We start from the raw sequence: 23,066 nt of genomic DNA, 5'->3' as shown, positions 1-23,066 counted from the left end.
CCCTCCTGAGAATACATGCAGCGTTTCTAATGACTCGCTAACCCATTGTCGAAAGCGTACAATGGTGTTGTCGCCAGCTACTAAACGGGCACTGGCGCTTGAGAGTGTCGATCGCGCTCCCGCCCCTGCGGGAGCTGCACATTGAACTACGAACTTCCAAAAACAACTGCCACCGGCCAGGCGCTGGTTAGCGAGATCTCCTCAAGATTCCGAAATGAACTGTTGCGGAGGATGACCGCCGAAGACCTTGCGCTGCTTGAGCCGAGTTTGCGCCGGGTAGTCCTGCCGCTGAGAATGTCTCTCGTGGTGCCCGACGTGCCTATTGAAGCCGTTTATTTCATCGAGCGCGGAATTGCGTCGGTTATCGCGCGCACGTCCACAGGATACGAGGCCGAGATCGGTTTCATCGGCTATGAGGGGATGGCTGGATATTCCCTGGTGATGGCCGACGACCGCGCACCGCAAGCCTGCTTCATGCAACTCGAAGGCGAAGCAATGCGCATCGACGCAGGCAGCTTCAATGCGGCTTTAACGACCAGTCCCACGTTGCGACTGTTCCTGTTGCGGTACGTAAATTGCTTACAGATCCAAACCGGATGTACTGCGCTTGTCAATGCGCGGCTGAAGTTGACGGGTCGCCTGGCTCGGTGGTTGCTGATGTGCGATGACCGCGTGGTGGGAGGGCAGTTTTCCATCACCCACGAATTCCTCGCCACGATGCTGGGCGTAAGGCGGCCAGGCGTGACCATCGCCCTCCAAGAATTGGAAGGTCTTGCTCTGATCCGGTCGCGCCGGGGAGAGGTCGTCATACTGGACCGTCCTGGACTGATCGCGCTGGCCAGTGGCGGATATGGCGAGCCAGAAGCTGAATATGTCAGGCTTTTGGGAGGTTCGGAGGATTGAAGATCGAGACAGAGCCTGTTGCCCTTGATCGCGCAATGATATTTTTTTCTTACTAAGCGACTTGTCGCTGGAACATTTCCTCTCGGCCCGCATTTTGAGTGCCACCGAAGGAGGAGAGCTTCCTTGACCCGACTGCCTCAGGACAAAGAACGGATTGAACGTGCAACCCGCGAGGCGCAATCGATCATCGCCATCGAACGCCAGGCGCGTCAGGCAAAGACGGCCCGGCTGCGAGAACTGCGGCTTTCGTCGCAGGCTTTGACCGGGGCGGCAAAGCGCAAGCCGGGCATCCGAAAGGCGACAAGCAAAGCTATCGATGCGAGGTGAGCTTGTGCTCGACGCTGTTTCGAACACGCTGCCCTTTGCAAAGATCGCGGTGTCGTAAGGCTCGCTTTCAAATCCGGGCATCGAGGACGTGACCCTGGTCATCGGCGCGGGTCATTGGCGTGTTCGCCTGAAACTGTCGAGCAATTCGGTTTCAATCCTGCAGCCATTCTCGAAAAGAACAAAAACCGTGGCTGCCAGCTCCTGCACGTCCGGCTCCAGTGACATCCGGTCAAGTTTGCGTTCGAAGCAGACCTGATCGAAGACGCGTTGGCACAGCTGCAGGTCGGAAGGATGAAAGCAGGAATGGCGCTTGTTAAGGCTCGACATGAGAACCCCGCTCCGGGCAGCACCCCACCGCCAGACGTTGTGGGTCAAAAAGTTAATTTGGCTGCGGGGAGAGTCAATATTGGCGTGGTCACTGTATGGATCGTACAATTCTTCGGCCGGAAGACTGTGTCGTAGACCGACTTCTGAGGGTTCGCCAGGGGCGCCTTTGTCGTTAGCCGACGATTTTTATCGGCCTGCCCGTGATCCGCGCTGTCCGCCAATATGTCGGTTTCGTACCAAGCGGCGCTTGGTACGTTTCCGACACTAACGTTTGGGTCGATCTTTTCGTATGCGAGCGGCGTTAGGGGGCGCCGTGCACCGAATTCGTAGCCTTTTTTGTCCAGAGCCAGTACGCGATCGTCCGCACGTTTTTACAGGCGCGGAAGGTTGCGAGATCGGATGGCTCTTGCCCTGCATTGGGCTGCGCCATGACTAATTCCGATAGGCCGGACCTCGGCAAGAACCAGCAATACCGAAATGAGCTGTTGAGGCGGATGAGCGCGGATGACCTCGCGCTGCTCCAGCCGCATATGCAGCGCTGCGATTTGCCTTTGCGCAAGATGCTGGCGACTCCCAACGTTCCGATCGAGGCCGTCTACTTCATCGAACAGGGCATTGGCTCGGTGGTCGCCAGGACGACGAGCGGCCAGGAGGCCGAAGTGGGCTTCATCGGCTTCGAAGGCATGACAGGCACTTCACTGGTGATGGGCGATGACCGCTCCGCGCATGCCTGCTTCGTGCAGCTCGAAGGAGAAGCGATCCGCATCGAAGCCGGCCCTTTCAATGCGGCATTGACGGCAAGTGCGACCTTGCGCATGTTCCTGCTACGCTTCGTCAACACGCTCCAAACCCAGACCGGCTGCACGGCGCTCGTCAATGCACGGCTGAAGCTGGAGGAGCGGCTGGCGCGGTGGCTGCTCATGTGCGATGACCGGGTTCGCGGCGAACACCTTGTTATCACGCACGAATTCCTGGCCATCATGCTTGGCGTCAGGCGGCCAGGCGTAACCGTCGCCCTCCAGCTGCTCGAAGGTCGCGCGCTGATCCGGGCGCGCCGGGGCGAGATCATCATTCGCGACCGCGCCGGGCTGATCGAGCTCGCCAATGGCAGTTACGGCGACCCCGAGGCCGAATATGTCAGGCTGATCGGCGAGACCGGCGCAGCTTGACATATCAAGCTTCGTTGTCGGACTTTGGCGCCTGCAGTCTCTCGATAGGCGCCGCGCTACTGGTGCCGCGGTCGATATCGTCCGTCACCTGGATGACCAGCCGCAGCGACGGGTAAGATGGCATGCTGATCTGCTGCCAAAGCCCTTCGACGTCGTCTCTGTGCCCGGATGCTCGAAGATGAAGTGCTTGTCGAGAACGCCGCCTGGAACATCAGCCAGTCTCCATGCTGCTGGATGTCCTCAGGATCAGCACCCCTCTTTTCACCATGTTGCGCTGCGTTAGATTTGTTGCATTGCGATATCAGCCCGACCGACCGACACTGCCAAGGACTCGGGGCTGGGCTTGCACGAAGGATTTATCGTGGCGGCAGCGTTCCGGCCGGACATACAAGGATTGCGCGCGCTCGCCGTCGGCGGCGTCGTCGCCTATCATTTCGGCCTCACCGCGCTGCCCGGCGGCTTTGCCGGCGTCGATATCTTCTTCGTGATTTCCGGCTGGCTGATATCAACCCACCTCATGCGGGAGATCGCCGAGAGCGGCCGGCTCGACCTCTGGCGCTTCTATGCCAGGCGCGCGCGGCGGCTCCTGCCGGCAGCCCTGTTCGTCATCCTGGCCACGCTTGCCGCCGGCTACTTCATCCTGGCGCCGCAAGAGCAGACGCTCTACTCGCGCGGCGCAATGTTTGCCTCCGCCTACACCATCAATTTGTGGCTGCTGCGCTGGTCGTTCGATTATTTCGCCGCCGATGCCGCCAGCAATCCGTTCATTCACTTCTGGTCGCTGTCGGTGGAGGAGCAGTTCTACCTGGCCTGGCCGGCACTGCTTCTGCTGGCCGCCTGGCTGCGTCCTGGCCGGCGAACGGCTGCCGCCGTAATCGGCGTCGCCAGCCTCGCCTCCTTGGCCGCCTGCTTGTGGCTGACCAGCGCAGCACCTGCCTGGGCCTTCTATTTCTCGCCGTTGCGCGCCTGGGAGTTCGCCGCCGGCGGCCTGGCGACGCTGGCCCCAGTGGCTTTCCTTCGGTGGCGTCCAGGGCTGCTCTCGGCATTGGGCTGGCTCGGCCTGGCGCTGATCGCGGCGGCCTATCTCTTGTTGAGCGAGAACCTGCCCTTCCCCGGCTGGCGTGCCCTGCTGCCGGTTGCCGGCACCGTGCTGGTGCTGCTGAGCGGCGCCAGCGCGGAACAGACCGGCAGGCCGGCCCAACAGCGCACCGGCTGGCAGGCTTTTGCACCGGCCACCGCTCTGTCGCTGCCGCCTTTGCAATGGATCGGCACGCTCTCCTATTCACTCTATCTCTGGCACTGGCCGGTCATCGTCTATGCCGGGATGCTGGTCCCGGACCTGTCCGTCCCGCAGCGACTGGGCTGCGGCGTGCTGGCGCTGTCGCTGTCGGTGTTCACCTATCACCTGATCGAGAACCCGGCCCGGCGTGGCGCTTGGCTGGCGGCGGGCGCCCGGGCGCTGATCCCGGCCGCTGCCCTGACCGGTGCCGGCGTGGCGGTCGCCTATGCCAATGCGCATCTGGCCGCGCGCAACATCGACACTGCGCAGCGCGGCATCGAGCAGGCCGCCGAAAAACCTTCCATCGTGCGCGCCACCGACAAGAGCTGCCTGCTGGACTTCCACACGGTGACGCCAAAACCTTGCGTGTTCGGCGCGGCGAACGCCGCCCACACCATCGTGCTGTTCGGCGATTCGCATGCCGATCACTGGTCGACGCCTCTGGTCGAAGCGGCGAAGCGCAACGACACCAAAGTGATCACCTATCTCAAATCCTCGTGCCGCGCCTCGCGGCTCTCCACCTTCAATGCCGTGCTGAAGCGCGACTACACCGAATGCGACGCTTGGCGCGAGCAGGCTATATCGGACATCATCCGCCGCAAGCCGCGCCTGGTCGTGATCTCCGAATTCTCGATCGGCAATTTGATCCGCGACATGCCCGCCGCCGGCCGCGCGGCCGAAATCGCGCGCTGGCAGGCCGGCCTGCGCTCGACCTTACAGGCGTTCAGCCAGGCAGGGGTCGAGACGGCTGTCATTCGCGACACGCCGATCAACGCCAGCTTCGCCGACTCCTGCGTGGCGCGCGCTTTATGGTGGCGCGAAGCACCATCGCCGCACTGCGACACGCCCAGGACAGAGGCCGCCAACGACAGCACCGCGGCCGCCGAGCGCGCCGTGGTGTACAGCGTGCCCGACACACGCTACATCGACCTCACCGACCGCTTCTGCGACCCGACCGCCTGCCATGTCGTCATATCAGGCCAACTCGCCTTTCGTGACAGGCATCACCTGGCAACGGCGTTTGCCGAGACGCTGGAAGGGCCGTTGGAGGGGGCGCTGTTCTAGGGGGTGAGACGAATCCATGGAACGCTGCCGCGTCTCGGGGGTTATATTAGGTCAACCTTGAAGAGGAGGCAGCTATGAAGAAGCTCCTGCTTGTTTCGGTTATCGCCATTGCTTCCGCGGCGGCGATGATCGCCCCCGCTGATGCCCGCAGTCATGTCTTTATCGGCATTGGCGCCGGCTACAACGACTATTACGGCAACGACTATTACGATGGTTATGGGGCCTATGGCGGCCGCTACGTCTACAGCCCGCGCTACGTCTACAGCCCCTATGACGACTACGACAACGGCTACAGGCCGCTTTATTTCCACCGGCACCACCGTTATTTCCACCGTTGCCACATCGAAGTGGTGAGGCACTGGCGCCACCATCACAGGATCATCGAAGAGATTCGCATCTGCCGATAACCCTGATGTTGACAGATCCGACCGGCATTGCCGGCCGGATCAGTGCGCCGTCTCTCAGCCCATCCGCCTCCCGATCATCATTCCATAATGCACCGCCAGTAAATCCAGCCCCACCTTCAACATCTTTGTCACCACATCCCTATCCTCCCCCGTCTGCTCGGCCACGCCCTTGATCGACCCGCCCGCGCAGCAGACTCGTCGCACCACGGCGGCCACTTCCCAATGGCCCAGCGCCCTGGTAGCGGCGGCGTGGGCGCGGCCTGCGTCCAGCACGCTATCGACGATTCCGCCGCCGTGGCGGCCGCCGTCGACGCGCTCGCTCCAGCGCATCGGCTTGACGCTGGCCTGCTGGCTGCAGCGAAAATCCTGACGGTAGCGCAGGCCGGCTTCGCGCTGCTGGCTCGACAGCGAGGTGATGCCCAGCAGCGGATCGATAGTGCCCACCCGCACGATGCCGCCGGTGGCGGTGAAGCCGTCGTTCGACACCTCGTAGACGCGGGCAGCCTCCCGCGTGCCGGCGGTCAGCCGCTTGCGGCCGAAGGCGTCGTCCTTCAGTGCGAAATCATGGCCGATCTCGCGCCGGATGCGCACCTGCTCGGCCTCGCCCTTCGGCAGTTTGGGCGCTTGGGGTTTGGCGGGTTTGGTTTTCCTGGGCATGGGTAGGGTCCTCGCTTGGGTGTGGGTGTGCGGGAGCTGGCATGGTGGCGATCCTTCGCGCCTCCTCTGGCGTGCCGGCCATCTCTCCCCACGCGGAAGGGGACTGGCAGCTTCGTCCTCGCCGCCTTTCCCACGACGCTGACGATTGGCGAGATCCGAGAAACGTTCGACTCATCGCAGCACCTGCCCAGCTGTGCCGGCATTCGGTGTGATGGAACCAGCGCGAATTTTCGACGTTATGCGGCGTCTACGGGAGACATGTCGATGACAGCTTTCGTGCCGATAACCCTGCGCTTTTGCGACAACAGAACCATGCTGGTCGGGTCGGTGGCCGAGGCAGCCGGGGCGCTCAAGCAGCAATGGCCCGACAAGACTTCGCCGGTCTATGTCGAGGCGGCCCGGCTGGTTGCGCTCGCCGTCGATGGTACCTGCAGCCAGCGCATCGCCTTCGAGGCTCTGACCAAGGCAGCCAGGCAACAGAACATATTGGTGGCCAAGCCGAAAAGCCGCGCCCGCGACTGGCTGGACGCGGTGGTCAGTCCCTGAAAGGCGCGCGCTGACCGGAGAATTGATGCAACCGCCCGCCCGCACGGCGCGTTTAGTGGAGCGGTAAGTGAAGCCGCGCGCAAAGCGAAGGTGAACGCCGTGGGTACCATGAAGACCGGAGTGCCGCTTAAGGTGCGAATGAACGGAGATATCGAAGAGATCGACAGCGTCAGCGAAGCCGCCGATTTTCTGCAGCGCTGGCCGCTTGAGCGGCGCGGCCATGTCTACCGCAGCGCGCTTAACGCCTGCAGTGCTGCAATCGCCGCGCAGATTTCTGAAGCCGATGCCATGAAAGTGTTCACCGGCTTTGCCCGGGTGGCCAATATTCTGGTGGCCGATGGCGGCTCGACCATGACGCCCGAGGCCAAAACCATGCAAAGCCACATGCCCAAGCAGGGCCGGCAGGCGCCGAAATAGAGCGAAGAGGCTTCTTTCTCCCCGTTTACGAGGAGAAGTGCCCGGCAGGGCAATGAGGGGCGGCGCTTCGGTCGGATGCTTGAAGTTCATATCTGCTTTCCACTTGAGTGCTGACCCTCATCCGCCTGCCGGCACCTTCGCCCCGCGAACGGGAAGAAGGGACGCTTTCTCTCACCCCGCCTCCACCGCGAAAACCCTGCGGCGGAAGCGCGTCTGGTGATAGGTGCAGTAGCTCTTCAGCGCACTGGTCCGCATGCCGCAGCACAGCATGTCGGCGCCTGGCCGGTCGCCGGGCGCATCCCCCTCTTCAGCAATGGAAATGTCGGTATCCTCTTCCACCGTCAGGTCCAGCGGCGCGCGGCAGCGGGAGAACAGGCAGTCGATGAAGCGCATCGCCACGCCATGCGGCTGGCGGCCCACGGGTGCAGGCGGCGGCACCGGCACGGTGAAACGATAGGTCTGGCCGTCGGCGATCAGCACATCCGCCTCGGGCACCACCAGGCGCGGCGGCAGCCAGCCAGGCGAAGTGTCGCGCGTGGCGGCCGCCTTACGCATGCCGGTCCCATTGGCGGCGTTCGCGGCGTCGACCGTGCCGGCGACCGGCCTGGAGCTCTCTTTGCCGTGCGTCGGCATTGTGCTCGCCAGCTTGCTTCCAGCGTGCTTGCCCACGGCCTGCTTGGCTCCGACCGGCAGCCCTTTGCCATTGCCAAAGCCGATCGCGCCCAGCATGGCGTTGCGGTGCACGATGCCGACAATGGCATCGCGCGATACCGCACTGCCGCGCAGCGCGCTGAAAGCGGCGGCGATCCTCGAAGCGGAAAGCCCGGCCTCCAGCCAGCGGGCAATCTCCTGCAATTCCGCCTCGGTGTAACTTGCCATTTCCAGACTCCATCCAAAGTTCTGCCTTCGGCCACGCGCCGCCAGGCAAGCGTCAGGGTTTGGGCCCATTGGGCCGCACTCAGGGTTGTGTGGTTCGACGCCCGGCTTGCGCCGCCGGCTCAGCCGGACCGGGTTCGCTGTCCGGCCGCTTCGACGAGGCGCGAAAGCCGGGCCTCCGCCGTCTTTCTGTCGGGGGCCGAAACCGCCCTGCCGATCGCCCTGTCGCAAAGGATGACGGTGCCGTCTTCGGTGCGGATGTAGGATCGGCCAGATGGACCCGAAGACATCGGGCCGGCGCCATGCCGGTCGAATTGGGGGCCGGAGCCGCGGGGAGCGGCGGCTCCGGCCGTTCCGGTCGCCGTTGACGGGCCGACCGGACCCGGGGCTGGTGCCTTGGAGCACCGGACCTCGGGCTTCGCCCCGGCCGGGGAGGAGGACGGCCGGAACGGAAGGGTGCCGGCGACAGTCGCCGGATGCGCCCCATGGGAGTCAGGCGCCTCGGCGCCATGAAAGCTGGACAGGTTTTGCATCACCAGATATAAGCATAACTCAAAACATAATGCAAGCCATTCTTTCATAGACGAGAGCCGCTTTCATCGCTCACATGGGTGTCATGGCTAAAACGGAATTGTCGATCAAGGTCGGGGCGGCTATCCGCAAGGCGCGCAAGCAGCGCGGCCTGGTCATGCGCCACATCGCCGAGCACAACGACACCGATGTCGCCGCCGTCGGCAACTGGGAAACCGGCCGCAACCTGCCCAAGACCGAGAACCTCTTGAAGACCGCCGCCTTCCTGCGCGTCGACCCGGTGGCACTGGGCCAAGGGCAGGTCGTCTTCCTCGACGATGCCGGCCCGGTCGCCGACGCCGAGATCGTCACCGATGCCGCCCCCCTGCCTGCCGGGTCGATGGATATCGAGGTGCTGGGCGCGGCCGTCGGCGGCGACGATGGCGATTTCACCTTCAACGGCGAGCCGGCGGGCTATGTCCAGCGCCCGCCGGGCGTCCGCAACGTGCCAAAAGTATTCGCGCTGCACGTGCTGAGCGATTCCATGGTGCCGCGCTACGAGCCCGGCGACCTGATCTATTGCGGCGGCCGCGACGCCGTGCCGGGCGACCACGTCGTGATCGAGACGTTTCCAGAAGAAAACGAGCGCAACGGCAAGGCCTTCATCAAGAAGCTGGTCAAGCGCACCGCAGCCGAGCTGGTCGTCGAGCAATACAATCCGCCGAAGACGCTAACCTTCGACCGCTACGCCATAAAACATGTCTGGCGCGTGATTCCGCTGAAGGAATTGCTGGGGTATTGAGGATTCATCGCGCCCAAGTGCCATCATTCCACTGGCCGCGGCTTGCGCAACAGCGTATGATTAAGTCATACGCATCCCATTTGCCCAGGGGAATGACAATGCGCACCACCCAGCCACTGACCATTACCTTGCCGCTTGAGATGGCGCAGATGGTGAAGGACAAGGTTTCATCCGGCGAGTACGCCACCGAAAGCGAAGTCATCCGCGATGGCTTGAGAACGCTTGCCGCACGCGACGCAGCGGTCGATCGCTGGCTGCGGGAAGAGGTTGCGCCAACAATGGATGCGCTTCAGAAGGATCCTTCGCTCGTCTCACCTCTCGAGGAAGTACGCAAGCGACTTCACAACCGCATTGATGCACTGGCGGGCAAGCGTTCACGCCAAGCGTGACGCACAGGGTCGTCTTCAGTGAGGCCGCAGAAAAAGACCTGCTGGATTTGCTGATCTATCTGGTTCCACAGGCTGGCGAACGAATTGCGCGAGCCTATGTCGATCGCCTCATCGATTACTGTTCGGACTTTGATACTTTTCCCGAACGCGGGACGCGCCATGATGATGTCAGGCCAGGCCTCCGCACCGTGGGCTATCGCAGGCGGGCGACGATCGCATTCACCATCAAAGACAAGACCGTGACGATCGTTCGAATCTTTCACGGCGGGCGAGACGTCATCCTCTCCGACGAAGACGACGCCTTCTGACGGCCACCTCATCAAGCCCGTCTCGACCCCTCCAGCGGCACCTCGCGCTCATTCAGCATCCGCGCTTCGCTGCGCACCCGCTGACGCTCGTCGATGAACGCCGCTTGGATCGTGACGGTTGCCCCCGGCAGCCCGTCGGCACGGCAGGCCGAGCAGACGATGCGGCCCGACAATGCGGCCAGCGGTGTATTTCCCGTCACCCCGAACCGCTTCAACTGATCGGGCCGCCACCATCTGTTGCGGCCGCAATCGGCGCACTCGACCGAGATCGAGGCGACATGCGCGATCACTGGTTCCCTGCCAGGCAATGCCATCGCCCCTCCTCACCTTTTTTGTTCCTGATTTGTTCGCATATTCCTGTGTTTTGCGCCGGGAGTCGAGTCGCAGTTTTCAAACAGCCATAAAAGTTTTTCTTCTATAATTTTTTGAGTTATGCTTATGTCTCTTTGCAAATGTGAGTCGGGCCACGAACCCACCGCCACATTAGTCCTGGGAGTGACAATGGACGCCGCCGATTTCGCCCGCGCCTGCGGTTATGCCGGCGACAGCCCAGCTCTGCTCGAAGCTTTCGAGGCGATCCGCCGCAATGGCATCGCGTACGCCCGCCAGGATCACATCAGGCGCAAGGCTGTCATCGACGAGCTGAAATACTCGGAGACCTTGTTCCTGGCCGCGCTCGGCCCGGCACTGTCGGCTGAAGAAGCCATCACGGATGCCGTTCGCCTCATCGCCTGCTGGCGCAACTTGCCGCGCTGGCGCCAGGAGCAGCGCCTGCCTGACCTCATCCGAGCCAAACAGCAGCGTCTGGTGGCGCGCTACTTCCGCCGTTACAGCCATCTTCTGTGGGCATGCGAGGCTGAGAAGCGGTTCGCATAGCGCGGGGGAGATGTCCGGCAGGACAGAGGGGGTGGACCGGCGCTAAGCGCTCCTCGTTGCCTCACCTTCGCACCCGCGACTTCAGCCACCGGTCGAACGCCACCGCCAGGATCAGGATCAGGCCGATGACGATGCTTTGCGTGTAGGACGACACGTTGTTGAACTGCAGCCCGTTCTGCAGCACGCCGATCAGGGCCGCGCCGACCACCGTACCGCCGACCGAGCCGATGCCGCCGAACAGCGAGGTGCCGCCGATGACGACGGCCGAGATGACAGTCAACTCGTAGCCGATGCCAGCCACCGCCTCCGATGAATTCAACCGCGCCGACAGCACGAAGGCGGCGAGCCCGGCGAAGAAGCCGACGATGACATAGACCGAGACCAGGATGCGGTCGACGCGCAGGCCGGAGAGCCTTGCCGCCTCGGCATTNCGGCACGGGGCCGATCAGCCCGGTGCCGAACCAGCGCATCGAGGCGTCGAAGCCCGAGATCGGGCCGCCGCTGGAGATGGTCAGCGTCAGCCCGCGAAACACCGTCAGCCCGCCCAGCGTGACGACGAAGGGCGGCACTTTCAGCCGCGTGATGACAAGCCCCTGCACACCACCGGCCGCCGCCCCCACAACTACGGCGGCGAGCAGAGCGGCGAACCACCCAAAACCTTGCGTGCCGGAGGTCGACAGCGACAGCGTGTTGGCGGTGCCGCCCTTGGCGACCACCGCGGCGACCATGCCGCAGAAGGCGAGCAGCGAGCCGACCGACAGGTCGATGCCGGCGGTGAGGATGACGAAGGTCATGCCGAGCGCGATCAGCCCGGTGATCGAGATCTGCCGCGTGATGTTGAACAGGTTGATCGGGTCCATGAAGCTAGGCTTCAGCATTGTGAAGACCACGATCAGCGCCAACAGGAACAGCAGCGGCCCGAAGCTCATCAGCAGGCGCGCGAAATTGATGCCGCCGCGCTGTTCCTCCGCCACGCTCATGGTGTCTCCTTGCAGTCGAGAGCCATCAGTTCCATCAGTCTTTCCTCGTTTGCCTCGACGCCCGGCATCTCGCCGGTGATGCGTCCCCGGCGCATGGTGACGATGCGGTCCGACACGGCCAGCACCTCGGGCAATTCGGACGAGATCATCATCACCGCGATGCCGCGCGCCGCAAGCTGCACCAGGATCTGGTGCACTTCCGTCTTGGCGCCGACATCGACGCCGCGCGTCGGTTCGTCGACGATCAGCACCTTCGGATCGCGCGCCAGCCAGCGCGCCAGGACCACCTTCTGCTGGTTGCCGCCTGACAGGCCCTCGATAGCCTGCTCGGGCGAGGCCATGCGGATCGACAGCATCTTCCTGAAGCCGGCAAGCGCATCGCGCTCGCGCCGCTCTGCCATGAAGCCGAAGCCGTTGCTGAAGCTGCCCAGCGATGCGACGGAGAAATTCGGCAGGATGCCGAGCGCAGCAAAGATCGCCTGGTGCTTGCGGTCCTCCGGCACCAGGCCGATGCCGAGCGCAATCGCATCGGCCGGTGACGCCGGGGTGATTTGCTTGCCATCGAGTGTGATGGTGCCGGCCGCGATGCGGTCGGCGCCGAAAATGGCGCGCGCCAGTTCGGTGCGGCCCGAGCCGACGAGACCGGCGACGCCGAGGATCTCGCCGGCCTTGAGATCGATGTCGACGCCGTCGAGCACGATGGCGTGCGGCGCCTCGGGATCGCGCACGGTGCGCAGTCCGCGCACCGACAGCACGACATCGCCGGCAACCGCGCGCTGCGCCGGCCGCGCATAAAGTTCCGACGCCGCCCGGCCGACCATCTTCTCGATGATCCTGGGCAGCGCGATCGGTCCGCCTTCGCGGTCGAGATGCCCGGCCAGCCTGCCGTCGCGCAGCACCGTCATGCGGTCGCAGATGGCCGACGCCTCCTCCAGCCGGTGGGTTACGAACATGATGGCGACGTTGTCCTTGCGCAGCCGGTCCATGATCGACAGCAGCCGCTGCACCTCGGTCTCGGTCAGCGCCGAGGTCGGTTCGTCCATGATGATCAGCCGGCTTTTCAGCGACAGCGCGCGCGCTATCTCGACCAGCTGCTGTTCGGCCACCGACAGAGCCGACACCGGCGTCGTCGGATCGATGGAGAGGCCGACGCGGGCGATGATGTCACGGGAGTCCTGCTCCATGCGCCGCCAGCTGACCAGCCCGAGCGGACCAACTGGCGCGCGGCCGATAAAAATATTCTCCGCCACCGTCAGCGTCGGGATCAGGCTGAGCTCCTGATAGATGGTGACGATGCCGAGCCGCTTGGCATCCTGGGGGCTCGATGGCTGATAGTCGGCGCCGTCGAAAATGATGCGGCCGCCCGACGGCGGCATGACGCCCGACAGGATTTTCAGCAGTGTCGACTTGCCGGCGCCGTTTTCGCCAAGCAGGCCGAGGATTTCGCCAGGGCGGATGTCGAGCGAGACATCGCTGAGCGCGGTGACGCCGGAGAAATGCTTGGTAATGCCCTCGACGGCAAGCAGGATAGGTTCGGGCGATGCGGCTTCAGCAGGCGACAATGGTTGCTTCCTCGATGCAGTTCATCACGGCTCCATCAGCGCTTGAGCACCCCCTCTGTCCTGCCGGATGTCCGGCAGGACAGAGGGGGGTGCTGTCCCGCCGGCTTACCAATCGCCCCTACTTCGTCTCGCCAATCCGCTCCGCCTTGTCGAGATTGTCCTTGCCGATGACAATCGGTGTGAGCAGCACCAGCTTCTCCTTCGGCTCGGTCTTGTCCTTGGCAAAGGCGACCGCGATGCGGACCGCCGTGCGCGACTGCTCGCCGGGGAACTGCTCGACGGTGCCGGCAAGCTTGCCGTCGCGCACCGCGACCAGCGCTTCGGGAAGCGCGTCGAAGCCGTAGATCTTGACGTCGGTGAAGTTGCGCGCGGCACAGGCTTCCATGGCGCCGAGTGCCATGTCGTCATTGGCGCAGACGATGGCGTCCGGCTTGCCGTTGGCGGCAAGGCCGGCTTCGGTCACCGACAGCGCCTCGGCGCGGGCGAAGTTGGCGGTCTGCTCGAAGACGATCTGGTACTTGTCCTTCAGGGGATCGAGCACATTGTGCACGCCCTTGTTGCGGTCGATCGCCGGGCCGGCGCCTGGCTGGCCCTGCAGATGGAAGAGCTTGGCGCCGTTGGGGAACGCCGCAACCATCGCCTGGGCTTCGGCCTCGCCGCCCTTGACGTTGTCGGCGCCGACATGGGCCAGAATACCCTCGACGCCGTCGACGCGGCGGTCGATCGTCACCACGGGAACGCCGGCCTTGACCGCTTCCTCGATAGCCGGCGCCAGCGCGTTGACGTCGAGCGGCGAGATGACGATGGCGTTGACCTTCTGCACCAGGGCCGCCTCGATGTCGGCGGTCTGTTTGGTGGCCGAGTTCTGGCCGTCGCTTTCCGTCAGATTGACGCCCTGCGCGGCGGCTTCCGCCTTGATCTCGTTCAGCATGTGCACGAAGAACGGAAAGCCGAGATTGGGCACGGAGCCCAGGATGGTGAGCTTGTTCTGCGCAAAGGCCGAGGGTGCGGCAAGCATCATGGCGCCAAAGGCCGCGGACGACAGCAGGAATTCGCGTCTGTTCATGAGATCCTCCTCCACAAGGACGCACGACCCCGAGAAACCGGGATCGGTTTCAGGAAGTATCGTGCGTCGGTTCAAAGTGTTGGAGCATCCTCCCTGCGCCCGAAAACGCATGCCGCTCCAGCCGGCCGCCGCTGTAAAAAAGAGCCTCCCATCGACGCCTGCGCGGGGATGCTAGCCCGGGGTCAACCATTTGTGCAACATCGATATAACGGAGCTACCGGGCAACTTATCGGAATTGTCGGATTTTTGGATTGCGGCTTCCTGCCCTTTGGCGATCGGCTCGGGTCGGCCGGGCCTTGCAGTCCGTTCTTTTTCTGGGCCAGGAAGCGAAAGCGCTGCTCCGACACGTGCGGCCGTCTCGCGTGGTCGGGGCGCCTGACTTCCATTCCCTTGGTCCGGCACTACTTTGGGACAATGCAGATCGTCAAAAGTGGCACCGGTTTTGGGAGAACGATATGCACGACAACAAGACCTGAATTTTCGAAGCCCACGATTTGGAGAATTGCATGAAGCCGCAAATCATCTGCCATATGCTGGCATCCCTTGACGGCGGCCTCCACCCGAGCCGCTACACCAAGAGCCCCGACGGCACCCTGGCCGAATGGTCCAGCCTCTATGAGCATATCCACAATGACCTCGCGGGCGATGCCTGGATCGTCGGCCGCGTCACCATGGCCGAGATGAGCAAAGCCGTCGCGCATCCGCCGGCCAATGCCGGCAAGGTCGACCGGCCCTATCATTTCGCGCAGGCCGGTGCGGGCATTTATGCCGTGGCGCTCGATCCCTCGGGCAGGCTTCACTTTTCCAAACCCGACATCGGCGGCGATCATGTCGTGGTGCTGCTTGGGCGTGACGTTGCCGACAGCCATCTCGCCGAACTTGCCGCCGACGGCGTGTCCTATATCGTCGCGGAAACCGCCGACATCGATCTCGCGTCGATGGTCGAGGTACTCTGCCGCGAATTCGGCATACGCAGGCTACTGCTCGAGGGCGGCGCCGGCATCAACGGTTCTTTCCTCGCGGCAGGGCTCGTCGATGAGCTGAGCCTTCTCGTCGCGCCGGCGCTCGACGGGCGGGCGGCAAACCAGGGTTTCGTCGAGTTCGGCGAGAGCGGCCTGGCGGGCAAGATGCAGTTGTCCCTGACGAGCTGCGAAGCGCTCGCGCATGGGCTCGTTCATCTGCGCTACGCCGTCGCGCCCTGAATGGATGCGCTCTCGTACAAGAGGGCCGGTAATCTGACTGAGATTACCGGCCCCATCTTGTCCACTCTGGCGCCGAGGCTTCAGCCGTCAGTCGGCGTATGGCATGGCATCAAGATCGGCGATCAGCGTCGGGCCGGTCGGATGCCAGCCCAGCCGTGCCTGGGTCAGCGCGCTGGAGGCCGGCAGATCCATCGGCGCGAACATCGCCATCCTGCCGAAATGCTCCTCCGCCTTTTCCGGCGGTATCGAAACGACCGGCAATTTCAAACTCCGGCCAAGCGCCTCGGCGATTGCGCGCGCTTCGACACCCTCCTCGGCGACCGCGTGATAGCGCGCGCCCGGCTGCCGCTTTTCCACGGCGAGCCGGTAAAGGCGCGCCGCGTCGAGGAGATGGCCCGCGGAGAAGCGGTTGCGGCCTTCGCCGATATAGGCCGAGACGCCTTTCTGGCGCGCGATTTCGATGAAGAGCGTGATGAGCCCCTGCTTGACCGGATTGTGAACCTGCGGCAGGCGCACCACCGACAGGTTGATGCCGGCCTCCAGCAACGCATTGCCGGCCAGTTCCGACGCAATGCGCGGATTGGGATGGCTGGGGTTGAAGATGTCCTCGACTGCCGGTTGGCCATAGCCGGGGCTGCCCGCGCCGACGCCGGAGGTGATCACCAGCGGCCGCTCGGACCCCGCCAATGCCTGGCCGAGGGCCGCGATGACACGCTTGTCCTTTTCGCAATTCTCGACAAATCGAGAGAAGTCATGGTCGAACGCAGTGTGGATCACGGCTTCCGCCCTGGCCGCGCCATCGCGCAGGCCGTCGGGCTCTTCAAGCGTTCCCCGATGTACTTCGGCGCCAGCGGCGGCAAGCGCCTCGGCGCCGGCGTCGGAGCGGGTGACGCCGACCACCTGGTGGCCCGCCTTGATCAGTTCGGTAACCAGCGCCGAACCAATGAAACCGGTCGCGCCGGTGAGAAAGATACGCATGCAAAATCTCCTGCACAGTTGCCTGCGTAATATTGCTGGTCTATTATTCCATTAAAGTAGTGATCTTATCATGGTATAATGCCTAACAGGATGCCCATCAATTCAGCCGGCTCACTGGCAGCCTTCCTCAAGGACCGGCGCACCCGCCTCGATCCGGCTTCCTTCGGCTTCTCGGGGCGCAGGCGGACTCCGGGATTGCGCCGCGAAGAAGTCGCCCAGCGCGCCAACATAAGCCCGACCTGGTACACCTGGCTGGAACAGGGCCGCGGCGGCGCGCCCTCGGCTGACGTGCTGAACCGCATCGCCAAGGGGCTGATGCTGACCGAGCCGGAGCGCGAACATCTTTTCATGCTCGGGCTGGGTCGACCGCCCGAAGTTCGCTACAAGGGCGTCGAGGGGGTCAATCCGCGGCTCCAGCGACTGCTCGACACACTCGATGCCAGCCCAGCCCTGATCAAGACCGCCACCTGGGACGTCGTTGCCTGGAACCGCGCCGCGCAAATCGTGCTGACCGACTACAGCGCCCTGCCCGCCGGCCAGCGCAATATCCTGCGCTTCATGTTCCGCAGCCCTGTCATCCGCGCCAAGCAGCACGATTGGGAAAGCCTCGCCCGTTTCGTGGTGGGAGCGTTCCGGGCCGATGCGGCACGCGCCGGCGCGGTGTCGGAGGTCGCCCAACTGGTCGACGAACTTTGCAGCGTCAGCCCCGAGTTTGCCGCCTTGTGGCAGGAAAACGACGTGCTCAGCCACGGTGACGGGACAAAGCGCCTGAAGCACCCGCAGCTCGGCGACATCGAGCTGGAATACTCGGCATTCTCGGTCGATGGACGCCCGGACTTGAGCATGATCGTCTACAACCCGATCGACAGCACGGTCGCCGACCGTATCCGCGCCCTCGCCCGGCGCCCCTCAGGGCAAGGGTTGGACCAGGGCTGATATCTGCGGCGACGGCGGACGGCGCGGATGCCGCCATTGCCCCATGCCCTGCATACAAGGCAGCAGCACGGCTTGCGAAGCCATCGCGGCCCATGGCATCTGTCGGCTTCACCAACACAAATGGCACTATGACACCACGGCAGACACGACAAAGCGGCAGGCAGGCGGCGCCCGGCGTCAGCCTGAACCGGGCGCTGTCGAAGCTTGGCCTGTGCTCGCGCACGCAGGCCGAGGTGCTGATCGCGGAAGGCCGCGTGCGTGTCGGCGGCAAGGTGGTGCGCAATGCCTCGCTGCGCGTCGACCTCAACCGCGACCGCATCGTCGTTGACGGTGATCAGGTCGTTGCCGAGCGCAAGGTCTATGTCATGCTCAACAAGCCGCGCGGGCTGGTCACCACCCGCGACGACCCGCAACAGCGCGACACCGTCTATGCCTGCCTCGAGGGGCTCGATTTGCCCTTCGTCTCGCCGGTCGGCCGCCTCGACAAGGCGAGCGAAGGCCTGCTGTTGATGACCAACGACACCCGCTTTGCCAACCGGCTGATGGACCCCGCCTCGCATTTGCCCAAGACCTACCACGTGCAGATCGGCACGGTGCCGGATGAGACGATGCTGGACAAATTCCGCGCGGGCGTCACCGTCGACGGCGAGACCCTGACCGCCAGCTCGATCCACCTCTTGCGCAGCGGCGGCCGCACAGCCTGGCTGGAGATCGTGCTCGACGAAGGCCGCAACCGCCACATCCGCCGCCTGCTCGCGGCGCAAGGCATCGAAGTGCTGCGCCTGATCCGCATCGCCATCGGCCGCCTGCAGCTTGGCGACCTCGCCAAGGGCACCGCGCGGCATCTGACACCGGAAGAACTGGCTCTGCTGGTGGATTGAGTGAGGCGTGTCGCCGGTGTCGGCGCACCGCGTCGGCGCTCTCCTGACGGAGGGCTGTCAGGAGACTTGGTCTATATCTGCCCATGGGGCGGCAGCGGCTCCAGCAATCCAGGAGCCATGCGATGAATTTCGTCTCTGTCCGCATCATCACGTCAGATGTCCAGCGCCTCGTGCGCTTCTACGGCGAAATCACCGGCATGCCGGTGACCATGTACACGGAAGACTTCGCCGAACTCGCAACACCTTCCTGCACGCTGGCGATCGGCAGCACGCGCACTTTGATGCTGTTCGGCGGCGACATCGCCCGCCCGGCCGACAACCACACGGCAATCCTCGAGTTCCGCGTCGGCGACGTCGACGCGGAATTCGCCAGGCTCTCGGACACCTTAAGGGACGTCACGGTACAGAAGCCGACCACCATGCCCTGGGGCAACCGGTCTATGCTGTTCCGCGACCCGGACGGCAATCTGGTGAACTTCTTCACGCCGGTGACCGCCGAGGCGATCAGGAAGTTCGACAGATAGGACTCTTGCGCCCTACTTCTGGTTCCACTTGCGCACGACCGGCTCGCTCAAATCATGCTCGTAGCCGAGCACGCTGATACTGGCCGTATCGAGCACGAACAGCGCACCATCTTCGGGCGGCAAGCCGAGCCAGCGCGCCCCCAGCACGCGCAAAAAATGCGCGCTGGAAAACACCAATATGTCGGCATTGGCCTTGCGCAATTCGGCGATGATCCTGTCCGCTCGCGCGCCGACATCGGCCGCAGTCTCGCCCTTCGGGCAACCATCGCGAAACACGGTCCAGCCGGGCCGCTCGGCCTGGATCTGTCTTGTCGTCAGCCCCTCATAGGCGCCGTAGTCCCATTCCTGCAGATCGTCCTTCTTGACGCTTTCGGCACCGAAGCCAGCCAGCACGCTGGTGTTGTAGGCACGCTGCGAAGGGCTCGACCACACCGCAGAGAACGACAGCCCTTTGAGTCGGTCCGCGACACCCCGCGCCGCGGCCTCGCCGGCCAGCGTCAACGGCATGTCGGTGCGGCCGGTGTGCTGCCCCGAAAGGCTCCACGCCGTCTGGCCATGCCGGACCAGATGTATCTGCGGAAACGCGCTGCTCATTGGATGCCTTTCGATGTCGCCCGCACCTTAGGGAACGATGCCGCAAAGGGGAATCCTGCTGACGCAAACGTGTGTGCAGCCTGGCCCTGATCCGCATCGAGTTGGCCCTGTGATCAGCCCGATGGCGCGACTATATCAAGGATAGCCTCCCAAGGCTCCCGCCACCACAAGGGCAGCGGCCCTTGCACAATAGGTCGAGATCATCATGTACAAACATCTGCTCATTGCCACGGACGGATCGGAACTGGCCGACAGGGGCGTTGCCCACGGTCTGGCGCTGGCCAGCGGCATTGGTGCCGCCGTCACTTTCATCACCGTCTCCGAACAATTCCCGATCTTCGCCTGGGGCGGCGCCATGGCGGGCTTTGCCGCTGGCGATGAACTGGCCGCCTACCAGGAAGAAGCGCGCAAATATGGCAAGAAGGTTCTCGACAAGTGCAAGGCATCGGCGAATGCGGCCGGCGTCTCCGCGGAGGTCGTCCATGTCGAGGACAAAAGACCGGCCGAGGCAATCCTGGAGCTGTCGCAGGCTCAAGGCTGCGACTTGATCGTGATGGCCTCGCACGGGCGTCGCGGACTGGGCAAGCTGCTTCTGGGAAGCCAGACGGCGGAAGTGCTGTCCTACACCGAAATCCCGGTGCTGGTGGTGCGGTAAGCGCCTCCGCAAATCTCCGGCAGACCGTAATGACAATGTCATTACAGTCTGCTATGGTCTGATGAAGAAGGGAGCTATTTATGCCAACATCACATCATCCGCTCCCGAAGAGTGTTCCGCTCAACATCCGCGTCAAGCCGGAAGTTCGCAATCTGATTGACCGTGCAGCGGAACTGCTCGGCAAGAATCGCACCGACTTCATGCTTGAAGCGTCGCAACGCGCCGCTGAGGACGCGTTGCTCAACCGTCTCGTGTTTACCGTCGAGCCGGATGTCTACGCTGCTTTTCTGGCACGTCTCGACGCGCCGCCGCAACAGAACGATCGATTGCGCCGCACCATGACGGCAAAGACTCCGTGGGACGCTTCGTGAGGCTGTCGGCTCCAGTTCCGCTCGCCGACCATCACGAACTCAGCGAATTTTTATCGGGCATACCCTCACTCGACGATTGGTTGAAAAAACGTGCCCTGACCAATCAGGCGGGCGGTGCATCCCGTACCTATGTGACCTGCGACGGTAACCGTGTCGTTGGCTACTACGCCATTGCCAGCGGCGGCGTGAAGATGGTCGAAGCTCCTGGTCGCTTCCGGCGCAATATGCCCGATCCGATCCCGGTTGCGGTGCTGGGCAGGTTAGCGGTCGACCAGGCACATCATGGGCGAGGCATCGGTCGTGCGCTGATGAGGGATGCTGGTCTGCGAATACTCCAGGCTGCTGACATACTGGGAATCCGAGGCTTACTGGTCCATGCGATATCCGAGGACGCCCGAGCCTTCTATCTGGCTGTCGGATTCGAGCCTTCTCCGGTCGAGCCATTGACGCTGATGGTGACGCTCGCCGATCTCAACCAGAGTCTCAGCTGACGATTGCGGGCTGCAAAGCCTGCGCTAGCGCAGGGCCTCGCCCACAAGATACACCCCCAGCGCCAGCAGCCCGGCGAAGAACACTTTGCGGAAGGTCTCGACGCTCATCTTCTGGCGTAGCGCCAGGCCGGCGAACATGCCGGCGAGAGCCGGCGCCAGGGCCAGGACCGACCCCGCCATTTGCGCCGTCTGCGACGCGAGAGCACCGGTCCTGAACAGCCCGATAGCGAGCGCTGCCGTCGACACGGTGAAGGAAAGGCCAAGCGCCTGGATCAGGTCTTCTTTCTCCAGCCGCAGCGATTGCAGATAGGGCACCGCCGGAATGACGAAGACGCCGGTGGCGCCGGTGACCAACCCGGTCGCCACGCCGACCAGCGGCGACGCCCACACTTCCTGGCGCGCCAGCGTGATGAAGCCTGCCTTGGCGAGACCGACAAGGGCATAGAGCACCAGCGCCGCGCCCAGCCCCGCCGAGGCCACGCCCGTATGTGCGCCGGTCAGCAGACCGGCGCCGGCTACGGTGCCGAGTACGATTCCGGCCATCATCGGCCACAACCGCTTGCACAGGCCGCCGAAGGATGGCCCGGTCAGCAATTGCCAGAGATTGGTGACCAGCGACGGAATCAACAGCAAAGCGGCTGCCTGTGGCGGCCGCATCGTCACCGCCAGCAGTCCCATCGCCACGGTCGGCAGCCCCATGCCGACGACGCCCTTGACGAAGCCCGCAGTGAGGAAGACAGCGCCGATCCAGGCGATAATGCCAGCGCTCAGCATGATCGCACTTTCGCCGCCGGATCAGTCATGCAGCAGCATGTCGGTTGCGTCGGCATCCGCGCTGGCAGCCTTTGTCGGCGCAGCATCGCGGCTGACGGAAGCGACCGTCGCTGCACATTCCCGCAGGCCTGGCTCCGCTCGCGCCATGGCAAGGCCAGCNCTGCCAGCCTTCGGCCAGACCGAAGGCTGGGGCAAAGCCGACCGCCTTCCCCCAGGCCGCCGGGCTGTGTGCAGGGAGCAAGAGAATGCGCTTCGATCTGGTCGATCTCAGGCTGTTCCTGCTGGTGGCCGAGCGCGGCAGCATCACCCACGGCGCCGAGCTTGCTGGACTGGCCCTTGCCTCGGCCAGTGCCCGCATCAAGGGCATGGAGGAGCGGCTCGGCGCGCCGCTCTTGGAGCGCCGCCGGCGAGGCGTGGTGCCGACGGCGGCCGGACAGGCGTTGCTGCATCACGCAAGGGCCGTGCAGAACCAGATCGAGGCGTTGGCCGGCGATCTCGCCGCCTATGCCAGCGGTTTGCGCGCCCGTGTCCGGTTGATGGCCAACACCGCCGCCACCGGCGAGCTGCTGCGCGGCATCCTGCCGGCCTTCCTGGTCGCGCAACCCCGGATCGACATCGATCTAGACGAGCGGCCGAGCCATGAGATCGCGGAAGCCATGGCCAGCGGCGCTGCCGATCTCGGCATCGCCGCGACCTGGGCCGGCCTGTCGCATCTCGAGCAGAAACCGTTCTTCACCGACCGGCTGGTGGTGATCGCCGCGCGAAACTGGCCCGGCCTTCCAGGCTTGCGTACAGCCAGTCTCAGCGACGTGATCGGCGAACCCTTCGTTGGCCTCAGCACCGGCCATGCGCTGCAGGAGCACATCAGTCGCCAGGCCGCCCGCCTTGGCGGCCATCTGAATTTTCGCATCCGCGTGCCTGGCCTCGACAATGTCTGCCGGCTGGTCGCACAAGGCGGCGGCCTCGCCGTCGTGCCGGAAAGTGTGGCGCGCCGCTCGGCACGCTCAGTGCGTAGCCTGCGGCTGGCCGATGACTGGGCGACGCGCCAGCTCAACCTCTGCGCCCGCCGCTTCGACGATTTGACGCCGCAGGCAAAGTTGCTGGCCGCCGCGCTGGTCTGAATTCCACAGCCGAACAGCAAGCGGCTGCATCCGCGCCGGCGACCATTGTCCCCGTCAATGCGAAAACAACGCC

28 protein-coding genes and 1 pseudogene are annotated in these 23,066 nt (G+C 64.0%); 19 read left to right on the top strand and 10 right to left on the bottom strand.

Annotated elements, in window-relative coordinates:
• Positions 1-231: 231 nt before the first annotated feature.
• Together X744_RS153255 and X744_RS13960 are read left to right on the top strand one after the other, a co-directional pair.
• Entirely contained in the window at positions 232-903 is a 672-nt protein-coding gene (locus X744_RS153255) for a Crp/Fnr family transcriptional regulator (protein WP_023760075.1), read from the top strand.
• 123 nt (positions 904-1,026) lie between these two features.
• Positions 1,027-1,230: a hypothetical protein gene (locus X744_RS13960; RefSeq protein WP_023760074.1), complete on the top strand. Its 204-nt coding sequence runs from the start codon at positions 1,027-1,029 to the stop codon at positions 1,228-1,230.
• Between the two features lie 111 nt (positions 1,231-1,341).
• Here X744_RS13960 and X744_RS153260 read toward each other — a convergent pair whose 3' ends face one another.
• On the bottom strand, positions 1,342-1,665 hold the full coding sequence (locus tag X744_RS153260) for a hypothetical protein (RefSeq protein ID WP_198032235.1): 324 nt from the start codon (positions 1,663-1,665) through the stop codon (positions 1,342-1,344).
• A gap of 320 nt (positions 1,666-1,985) precedes the next feature.
• On the opposite strand from X744_RS153260, the gene X744_RS153265 reads away from it, so the two are divergent.
• From X744_RS153265 to X744_RS153275, 3 genes are all read left to right on the top strand, one after another.
• The gene (locus tag X744_RS153265) at positions 1,986-2,726 is read left to right on the top strand and encodes a Crp/Fnr family transcriptional regulator (RefSeq protein WP_023760072.1); all 741 of its coding nucleotides are present in this window, start codon (positions 1,986-1,988) and stop codon (positions 2,724-2,726) included.
• A gap of 361 nt (positions 2,727-3,087) precedes the next feature.
• Positions 3,088-5,070 (top strand): acyltransferase family protein, encoded by a 1,983-nt coding sequence (locus X744_RS153270; RefSeq protein WP_031260438.1) that lies wholly within the window; start codon positions 3,088-3,090, stop codon positions 5,068-5,070.
• 74 nt (positions 5,071-5,144) lie between these two features.
• Positions 5,145-5,477 carry a hypothetical protein gene (locus X744_RS153275; protein WP_023760069.1) on the top strand — a complete coding sequence of 111 codons (333 nt, stop codon included), beginning with the start codon at positions 5,145-5,147 and terminating at the stop codon, positions 5,475-5,477.
• Between the two features lie 54 nt (positions 5,478-5,531).
• On the opposite strand, the gene X744_RS153280 is transcribed toward X744_RS153275, so the two are convergent.
• Positions 5,532-6,134: a DUF6456 domain-containing protein gene (locus X744_RS153280; RefSeq protein WP_023760068.1), complete on the bottom strand. Its 603-nt coding sequence runs from the start codon at positions 6,132-6,134 to the stop codon at positions 5,532-5,534.
• A gap of 264 nt (positions 6,135-6,398) precedes the next feature.
• On the opposite strand from X744_RS153280, the gene X744_RS153285 reads away from it, so the two are divergent.
• A complete protein-coding gene (locus tag X744_RS153285; protein WP_031260436.1) occupies positions 6,399-6,680 on the top strand; it encodes a DUF982 domain-containing protein in 282 nt (93 codons plus the stop codon).
• A 108-nt stretch (positions 6,681-6,788) separates the two neighbouring features.
• Positions 6,789-7,097 (top strand): DUF982 domain-containing protein, encoded by a 309-nt coding sequence (locus X744_RS153290; RefSeq protein ID WP_023760066.1) that lies wholly within the window; start codon positions 6,789-6,791, stop codon positions 7,095-7,097.
• A gap of 171 nt (positions 7,098-7,268) precedes the next feature.
• Here X744_RS153290 and X744_RS153295 read toward each other — a convergent pair whose 3' ends face one another.
• Complete coding sequence (locus X744_RS153295) at positions 7,269-7,976, bottom strand: GcrA cell cycle regulator (protein ID WP_023760065.1); 708 nt, start codon at positions 7,974-7,976, stop codon at positions 7,269-7,271.
• A gap of 604 nt (positions 7,977-8,580) precedes the next feature.
• Between X744_RS153295 and X744_RS153305 the strand changes: the two genes are divergently transcribed.
• The 3 genes from X744_RS153305 to X744_RS153315 all read left to right on the top strand — a co-directional run bounded on the left by X744_RS153305 (position 8,581) and on the right by X744_RS153315 (position 9,982).
• Positions 8,581-9,285 (top strand): helix-turn-helix transcriptional regulator, encoded by a 705-nt coding sequence (locus X744_RS153305; RefSeq protein ID WP_023760063.1) that lies wholly within the window; start codon positions 8,581-8,583, stop codon positions 9,283-9,285.
• 98 nt (positions 9,286-9,383) lie between these two features.
• Positions 9,384-9,674: a type II toxin-antitoxin system ParD family antitoxin gene (locus X744_RS153310; protein WP_023760062.1), complete on the top strand. Its 291-nt coding sequence runs from the start codon at positions 9,384-9,386 to the stop codon at positions 9,672-9,674.
• 47 nt (positions 9,675-9,721) lie between these two features.
• On the top strand, positions 9,722-9,982 hold the full coding sequence (locus tag X744_RS153315) for a type II toxin-antitoxin system RelE/ParE family toxin (protein WP_245266679.1): 261 nt from the start codon (positions 9,722-9,724) through the stop codon (positions 9,980-9,982).
• A gap of 11 nt (positions 9,983-9,993) precedes the next feature.
• On the opposite strand, the gene X744_RS153320 is transcribed toward X744_RS153315, so the two are convergent.
• The gene (locus tag X744_RS153320) at positions 9,994-10,296 is read right to left on the bottom strand and encodes a hypothetical protein (protein WP_031260430.1); all 303 of its coding nucleotides are present in this window, start codon (positions 10,294-10,296) and stop codon (positions 9,994-9,996) included.
• Positions 10,297-10,483: 187 nt separating this feature from the next.
• Here X744_RS153320 and X744_RS153325 point away from each other — a divergent pair, with 187 nt between their 5' ends.
• Entirely contained in the window at positions 10,484-10,858 is a 375-nt protein-coding gene (locus X744_RS153325; protein WP_023760059.1) for a hypothetical protein, read from the top strand.
• 61 nt (positions 10,859-10,919) lie between these two features.
• Here the strand turns inward: X744_RS153325 and X744_RS01000000169845 are convergent.
• The 3 genes and pseudogenes from X744_RS01000000169845 to X744_RS153335 form a co-directional block, all read right to left on the bottom strand.
• Positions 10,920-11,838 (bottom strand): annotated as a pseudogene (locus tag X744_RS01000000169845) (ABC transporter permease).
• On the bottom strand, positions 11,835-13,400 hold the full coding sequence (locus X744_RS153330) for a sugar ABC transporter ATP-binding protein (protein ID WP_023760057.1): 1,566 nt from the start codon (positions 13,398-13,400) through the stop codon (positions 11,835-11,837). The pseudogene X744_RS01000000169845 and the gene X744_RS153330 overlap by 4 nt, the downstream one beginning before the upstream one ends.
• Positions 13,401-13,518: 118 nt before the next feature.
• On the bottom strand, positions 13,519-14,466 hold the full coding sequence (locus X744_RS153335) for a substrate-binding domain-containing protein (protein WP_023760056.1): 948 nt from the start codon (positions 14,464-14,466) through the stop codon (positions 13,519-13,521).
• Between the two features lie 506 nt (positions 14,467-14,972).
• Here X744_RS153335 and X744_RS153340 point away from each other — a divergent pair.
• Entirely contained in the window at positions 14,973-15,668 is a 696-nt protein-coding gene (locus X744_RS153340) for a RibD family protein (RefSeq protein ID WP_023760055.1), read from the top strand.
• 87 nt (positions 15,669-15,755) lie between these two features.
• Here X744_RS153340 and X744_RS153345 read toward each other — a convergent pair whose 3' ends face one another.
• Positions 15,756-16,646: an SDR family oxidoreductase gene (locus tag X744_RS153345; protein ID WP_023760054.1), complete on the bottom strand. Its 891-nt coding sequence runs from the start codon at positions 16,644-16,646 to the stop codon at positions 15,756-15,758.
• 90 nt (positions 16,647-16,736) lie between these two features.
• On the opposite strand from X744_RS153345, the gene X744_RS153350 reads away from it, so the two are divergent.
• The 3 genes from X744_RS153350 to X744_RS153360 all read left to right on the top strand — a co-directional run bounded on the left by X744_RS153350 (position 16,737) and on the right by X744_RS153360 (position 18,987).
• Positions 16,737-17,582 carry a helix-turn-helix transcriptional regulator gene (locus X744_RS153350; RefSeq protein WP_023760053.1) on the top strand — a complete coding sequence of 282 codons (846 nt, stop codon included), beginning with the start codon at positions 16,737-16,739 and terminating at the stop codon, positions 17,580-17,582.
• 128 nt (positions 17,583-17,710) lie between these two features.
• Positions 17,711-18,463 (top strand): pseudouridine synthase, encoded by a 753-nt coding sequence (locus tag X744_RS153355; protein WP_031260426.1) that lies wholly within the window; start codon positions 17,711-17,713, stop codon positions 18,461-18,463.
• Positions 18,464-18,585: 122 nt separating this feature from the next.
• A complete protein-coding gene (locus tag X744_RS153360) occupies positions 18,586-18,987 on the top strand; it encodes a VOC family protein (protein WP_023760051.1) in 402 nt (133 codons plus the stop codon).
• Between the two features lie 12 nt (positions 18,988-18,999).
• Here the strand turns inward: X744_RS153360 and X744_RS153365 are convergent, their stop codons facing one another.
• Entirely contained in the window at positions 19,000-19,581 is a 582-nt protein-coding gene (locus tag X744_RS153365) for a histidine phosphatase family protein (protein WP_023760050.1), read from the bottom strand.
• A 205-nt stretch (positions 19,582-19,786) separates the two neighbouring features.
• Here X744_RS153365 and X744_RS153370 point away from each other — a divergent pair, with 205 nt between their 5' ends.
• The 3 genes from X744_RS153370 (at position 19,787) to X744_RS153380 (ending at position 21,098) form a co-directional block, all read left to right on the top strand.
• On the top strand, positions 19,787-20,236 hold the full coding sequence (locus X744_RS153370; RefSeq protein ID WP_023760049.1) for a universal stress protein: 450 nt from the start codon (positions 19,787-19,789) through the stop codon (positions 20,234-20,236).
• Between the two features lie 80 nt (positions 20,237-20,316).
• Positions 20,317-20,607, top strand: a complete 291-nt coding sequence (locus tag X744_RS153375; RefSeq protein WP_023760048.1) for a DUF1778 domain-containing protein — start codon at positions 20,317-20,319, stop codon at positions 20,605-20,607.
• Positions 20,604-21,098, top strand: a complete 495-nt coding sequence (locus X744_RS153380) for a GNAT family N-acetyltransferase (protein ID WP_031260423.1) — start codon at positions 20,604-20,606, stop codon at positions 21,096-21,098. The genes X744_RS153375 and X744_RS153380 overlap by 4 nt, the downstream gene beginning before the upstream one ends.
• Positions 21,099-21,122: 24 nt before the next feature.
• Here X744_RS153380 and X744_RS153385 read toward each other — a convergent pair whose 3' ends face one another.
• Positions 21,123-21,872 carry a sulfite exporter TauE/SafE family protein gene (locus X744_RS153385; protein WP_023760046.1) on the bottom strand — a complete coding sequence of 250 codons (750 nt, stop codon included), beginning with the start codon at positions 21,870-21,872 and terminating at the stop codon, positions 21,123-21,125.
• Between the two features lie 245 nt (positions 21,873-22,117).
• Here X744_RS153385 and X744_RS153390 point away from each other — a divergent pair, with 245 nt between their 5' ends.
• Positions 22,118-22,993 carry a LysR substrate-binding domain-containing protein gene (locus X744_RS153390; RefSeq protein ID WP_023760044.1) on the top strand — a complete coding sequence of 292 codons (876 nt, stop codon included), beginning with the start codon at positions 22,118-22,120 and terminating at the stop codon, positions 22,991-22,993.
• The last annotated feature ends 73 nt before the right edge of the window (positions 22,994-23,066 follow it).

Origin of the sequence: Mesorhizobium sp. LNHC252B00, from assembly GCF_000502955.1 — a bacterium.
GTDB lineage: Bacteria > Pseudomonadota > Alphaproteobacteria > Rhizobiales > Rhizobiaceae > Mesorhizobium.
This window is presented reverse-complemented; position numbering and strand designations above follow the sequence as displayed.

Excerpts from the sequence above, each read along its gene's own strand:
- X744_RS153255 (WP_023760075.1), top strand. The coding sequence starts at position 232 with ATGACCGCCGAAGACCTTGCGCTGCTTGAGCCGAGTTTGCGCCGGGTA.
- X744_RS153265 (WP_023760072.1), top strand. The coding sequence starts at position 1,986 with ATGACTAATTCCGATAGGCCGGACCTCGGCAAGAACCAGCAATACCGA.
- X744_RS153275 (WP_023760069.1), top strand. The coding sequence starts at position 5,145 with ATGAAGAAGCTCCTGCTTGTTTCGGTTATCGCCATTGCTTCCGCGGCG.
- X744_RS153280 (WP_023760068.1), bottom strand. The coding sequence starts at position 6,134 with ATGCCCAGGAAAACCAAACCCGCCAAACCCCAAGCGCCCAAACTGCCG.
- X744_RS153285 (WP_031260436.1), top strand. The coding sequence starts at position 6,399 with ATGACAGCTTTCGTGCCGATAACCCTGCGCTTTTGCGACAACAGAACC.
- X744_RS153290 (WP_023760066.1), top strand. The coding sequence starts at position 6,789 with ATGAAGACCGGAGTGCCGCTTAAGGTGCGAATGAACGGAGATATCGAA.
- X744_RS153295 (WP_023760065.1), bottom strand. The coding sequence starts at position 7,976 with ATGGCAAGTTACACCGAGGCGGAATTGCAGGAGATTGCCCGCTGGCTG.
- X744_RS153305 (WP_023760063.1), top strand. The coding sequence starts at position 8,581 with ATGGGTGTCATGGCTAAAACGGAATTGTCGATCAAGGTCGGGGCGGCT.
- X744_RS153310 (WP_023760062.1), top strand. The coding sequence starts at position 9,384 with ATGCGCACCACCCAGCCACTGACCATTACCTTGCCGCTTGAGATGGCG.
- X744_RS153320 (WP_031260430.1), bottom strand. The coding sequence starts at position 10,296 with ATGGCATTGCCTGGCAGGGAACCAGTGATCGCGCATGTCGCCTCGATC.
- X744_RS153325 (WP_023760059.1), top strand. The coding sequence starts at position 10,484 with ATGGACGCCGCCGATTTCGCCCGCGCCTGCGGTTATGCCGGCGACAGC.
- X744_RS153335 (WP_023760056.1), bottom strand. The coding sequence starts at position 14,466 with ATGAACAGACGCGAATTCCTGCTGTCGTCCGCGGCCTTTGGCGCCATG.
- X744_RS153340 (WP_023760055.1), top strand. The coding sequence starts at position 14,973 with ATGAAGCCGCAAATCATCTGCCATATGCTGGCATCCCTTGACGGCGGC.
- X744_RS153345 (WP_023760054.1), bottom strand. The coding sequence starts at position 16,646 with ATGCGTATCTTTCTCACCGGCGCGACCGGTTTCATTGGTTCGGCGCTG.
- X744_RS153350 (WP_023760053.1), top strand. The coding sequence starts at position 16,737 with ATGCCCATCAATTCAGCCGGCTCACTGGCAGCCTTCCTCAAGGACCGG.
- X744_RS153355 (WP_031260426.1), top strand. The coding sequence starts at position 17,711 with ATGACACCACGGCAGACACGACAAAGCGGCAGGCAGGCGGCGCCCGGC.
- X744_RS153360 (WP_023760051.1), top strand. The coding sequence starts at position 18,586 with ATGAATTTCGTCTCTGTCCGCATCATCACGTCAGATGTCCAGCGCCTC.
- X744_RS153365 (WP_023760050.1), bottom strand. The coding sequence starts at position 19,581 with ATGAGCAGCGCGTTTCCGCAGATACATCTGGTCCGGCATGGCCAGACG.
- X744_RS153370 (WP_023760049.1), top strand. The coding sequence starts at position 19,787 with ATGTACAAACATCTGCTCATTGCCACGGACGGATCGGAACTGGCCGAC.
- X744_RS153375 (WP_023760048.1), top strand. The coding sequence starts at position 20,317 with ATGCCAACATCACATCATCCGCTCCCGAAGAGTGTTCCGCTCAACATC.
- X744_RS153385 (WP_023760046.1), bottom strand. The coding sequence starts at position 21,872 with ATGCTGAGCGCTGGCATTATCGCCTGGATCGGCGCTGTCTTCCTCACT.
- X744_RS153390 (WP_023760044.1), top strand. The coding sequence starts at position 22,118 with ATGCGCTTCGATCTGGTCGATCTCAGGCTGTTCCTGCTGGTGGCCGAG.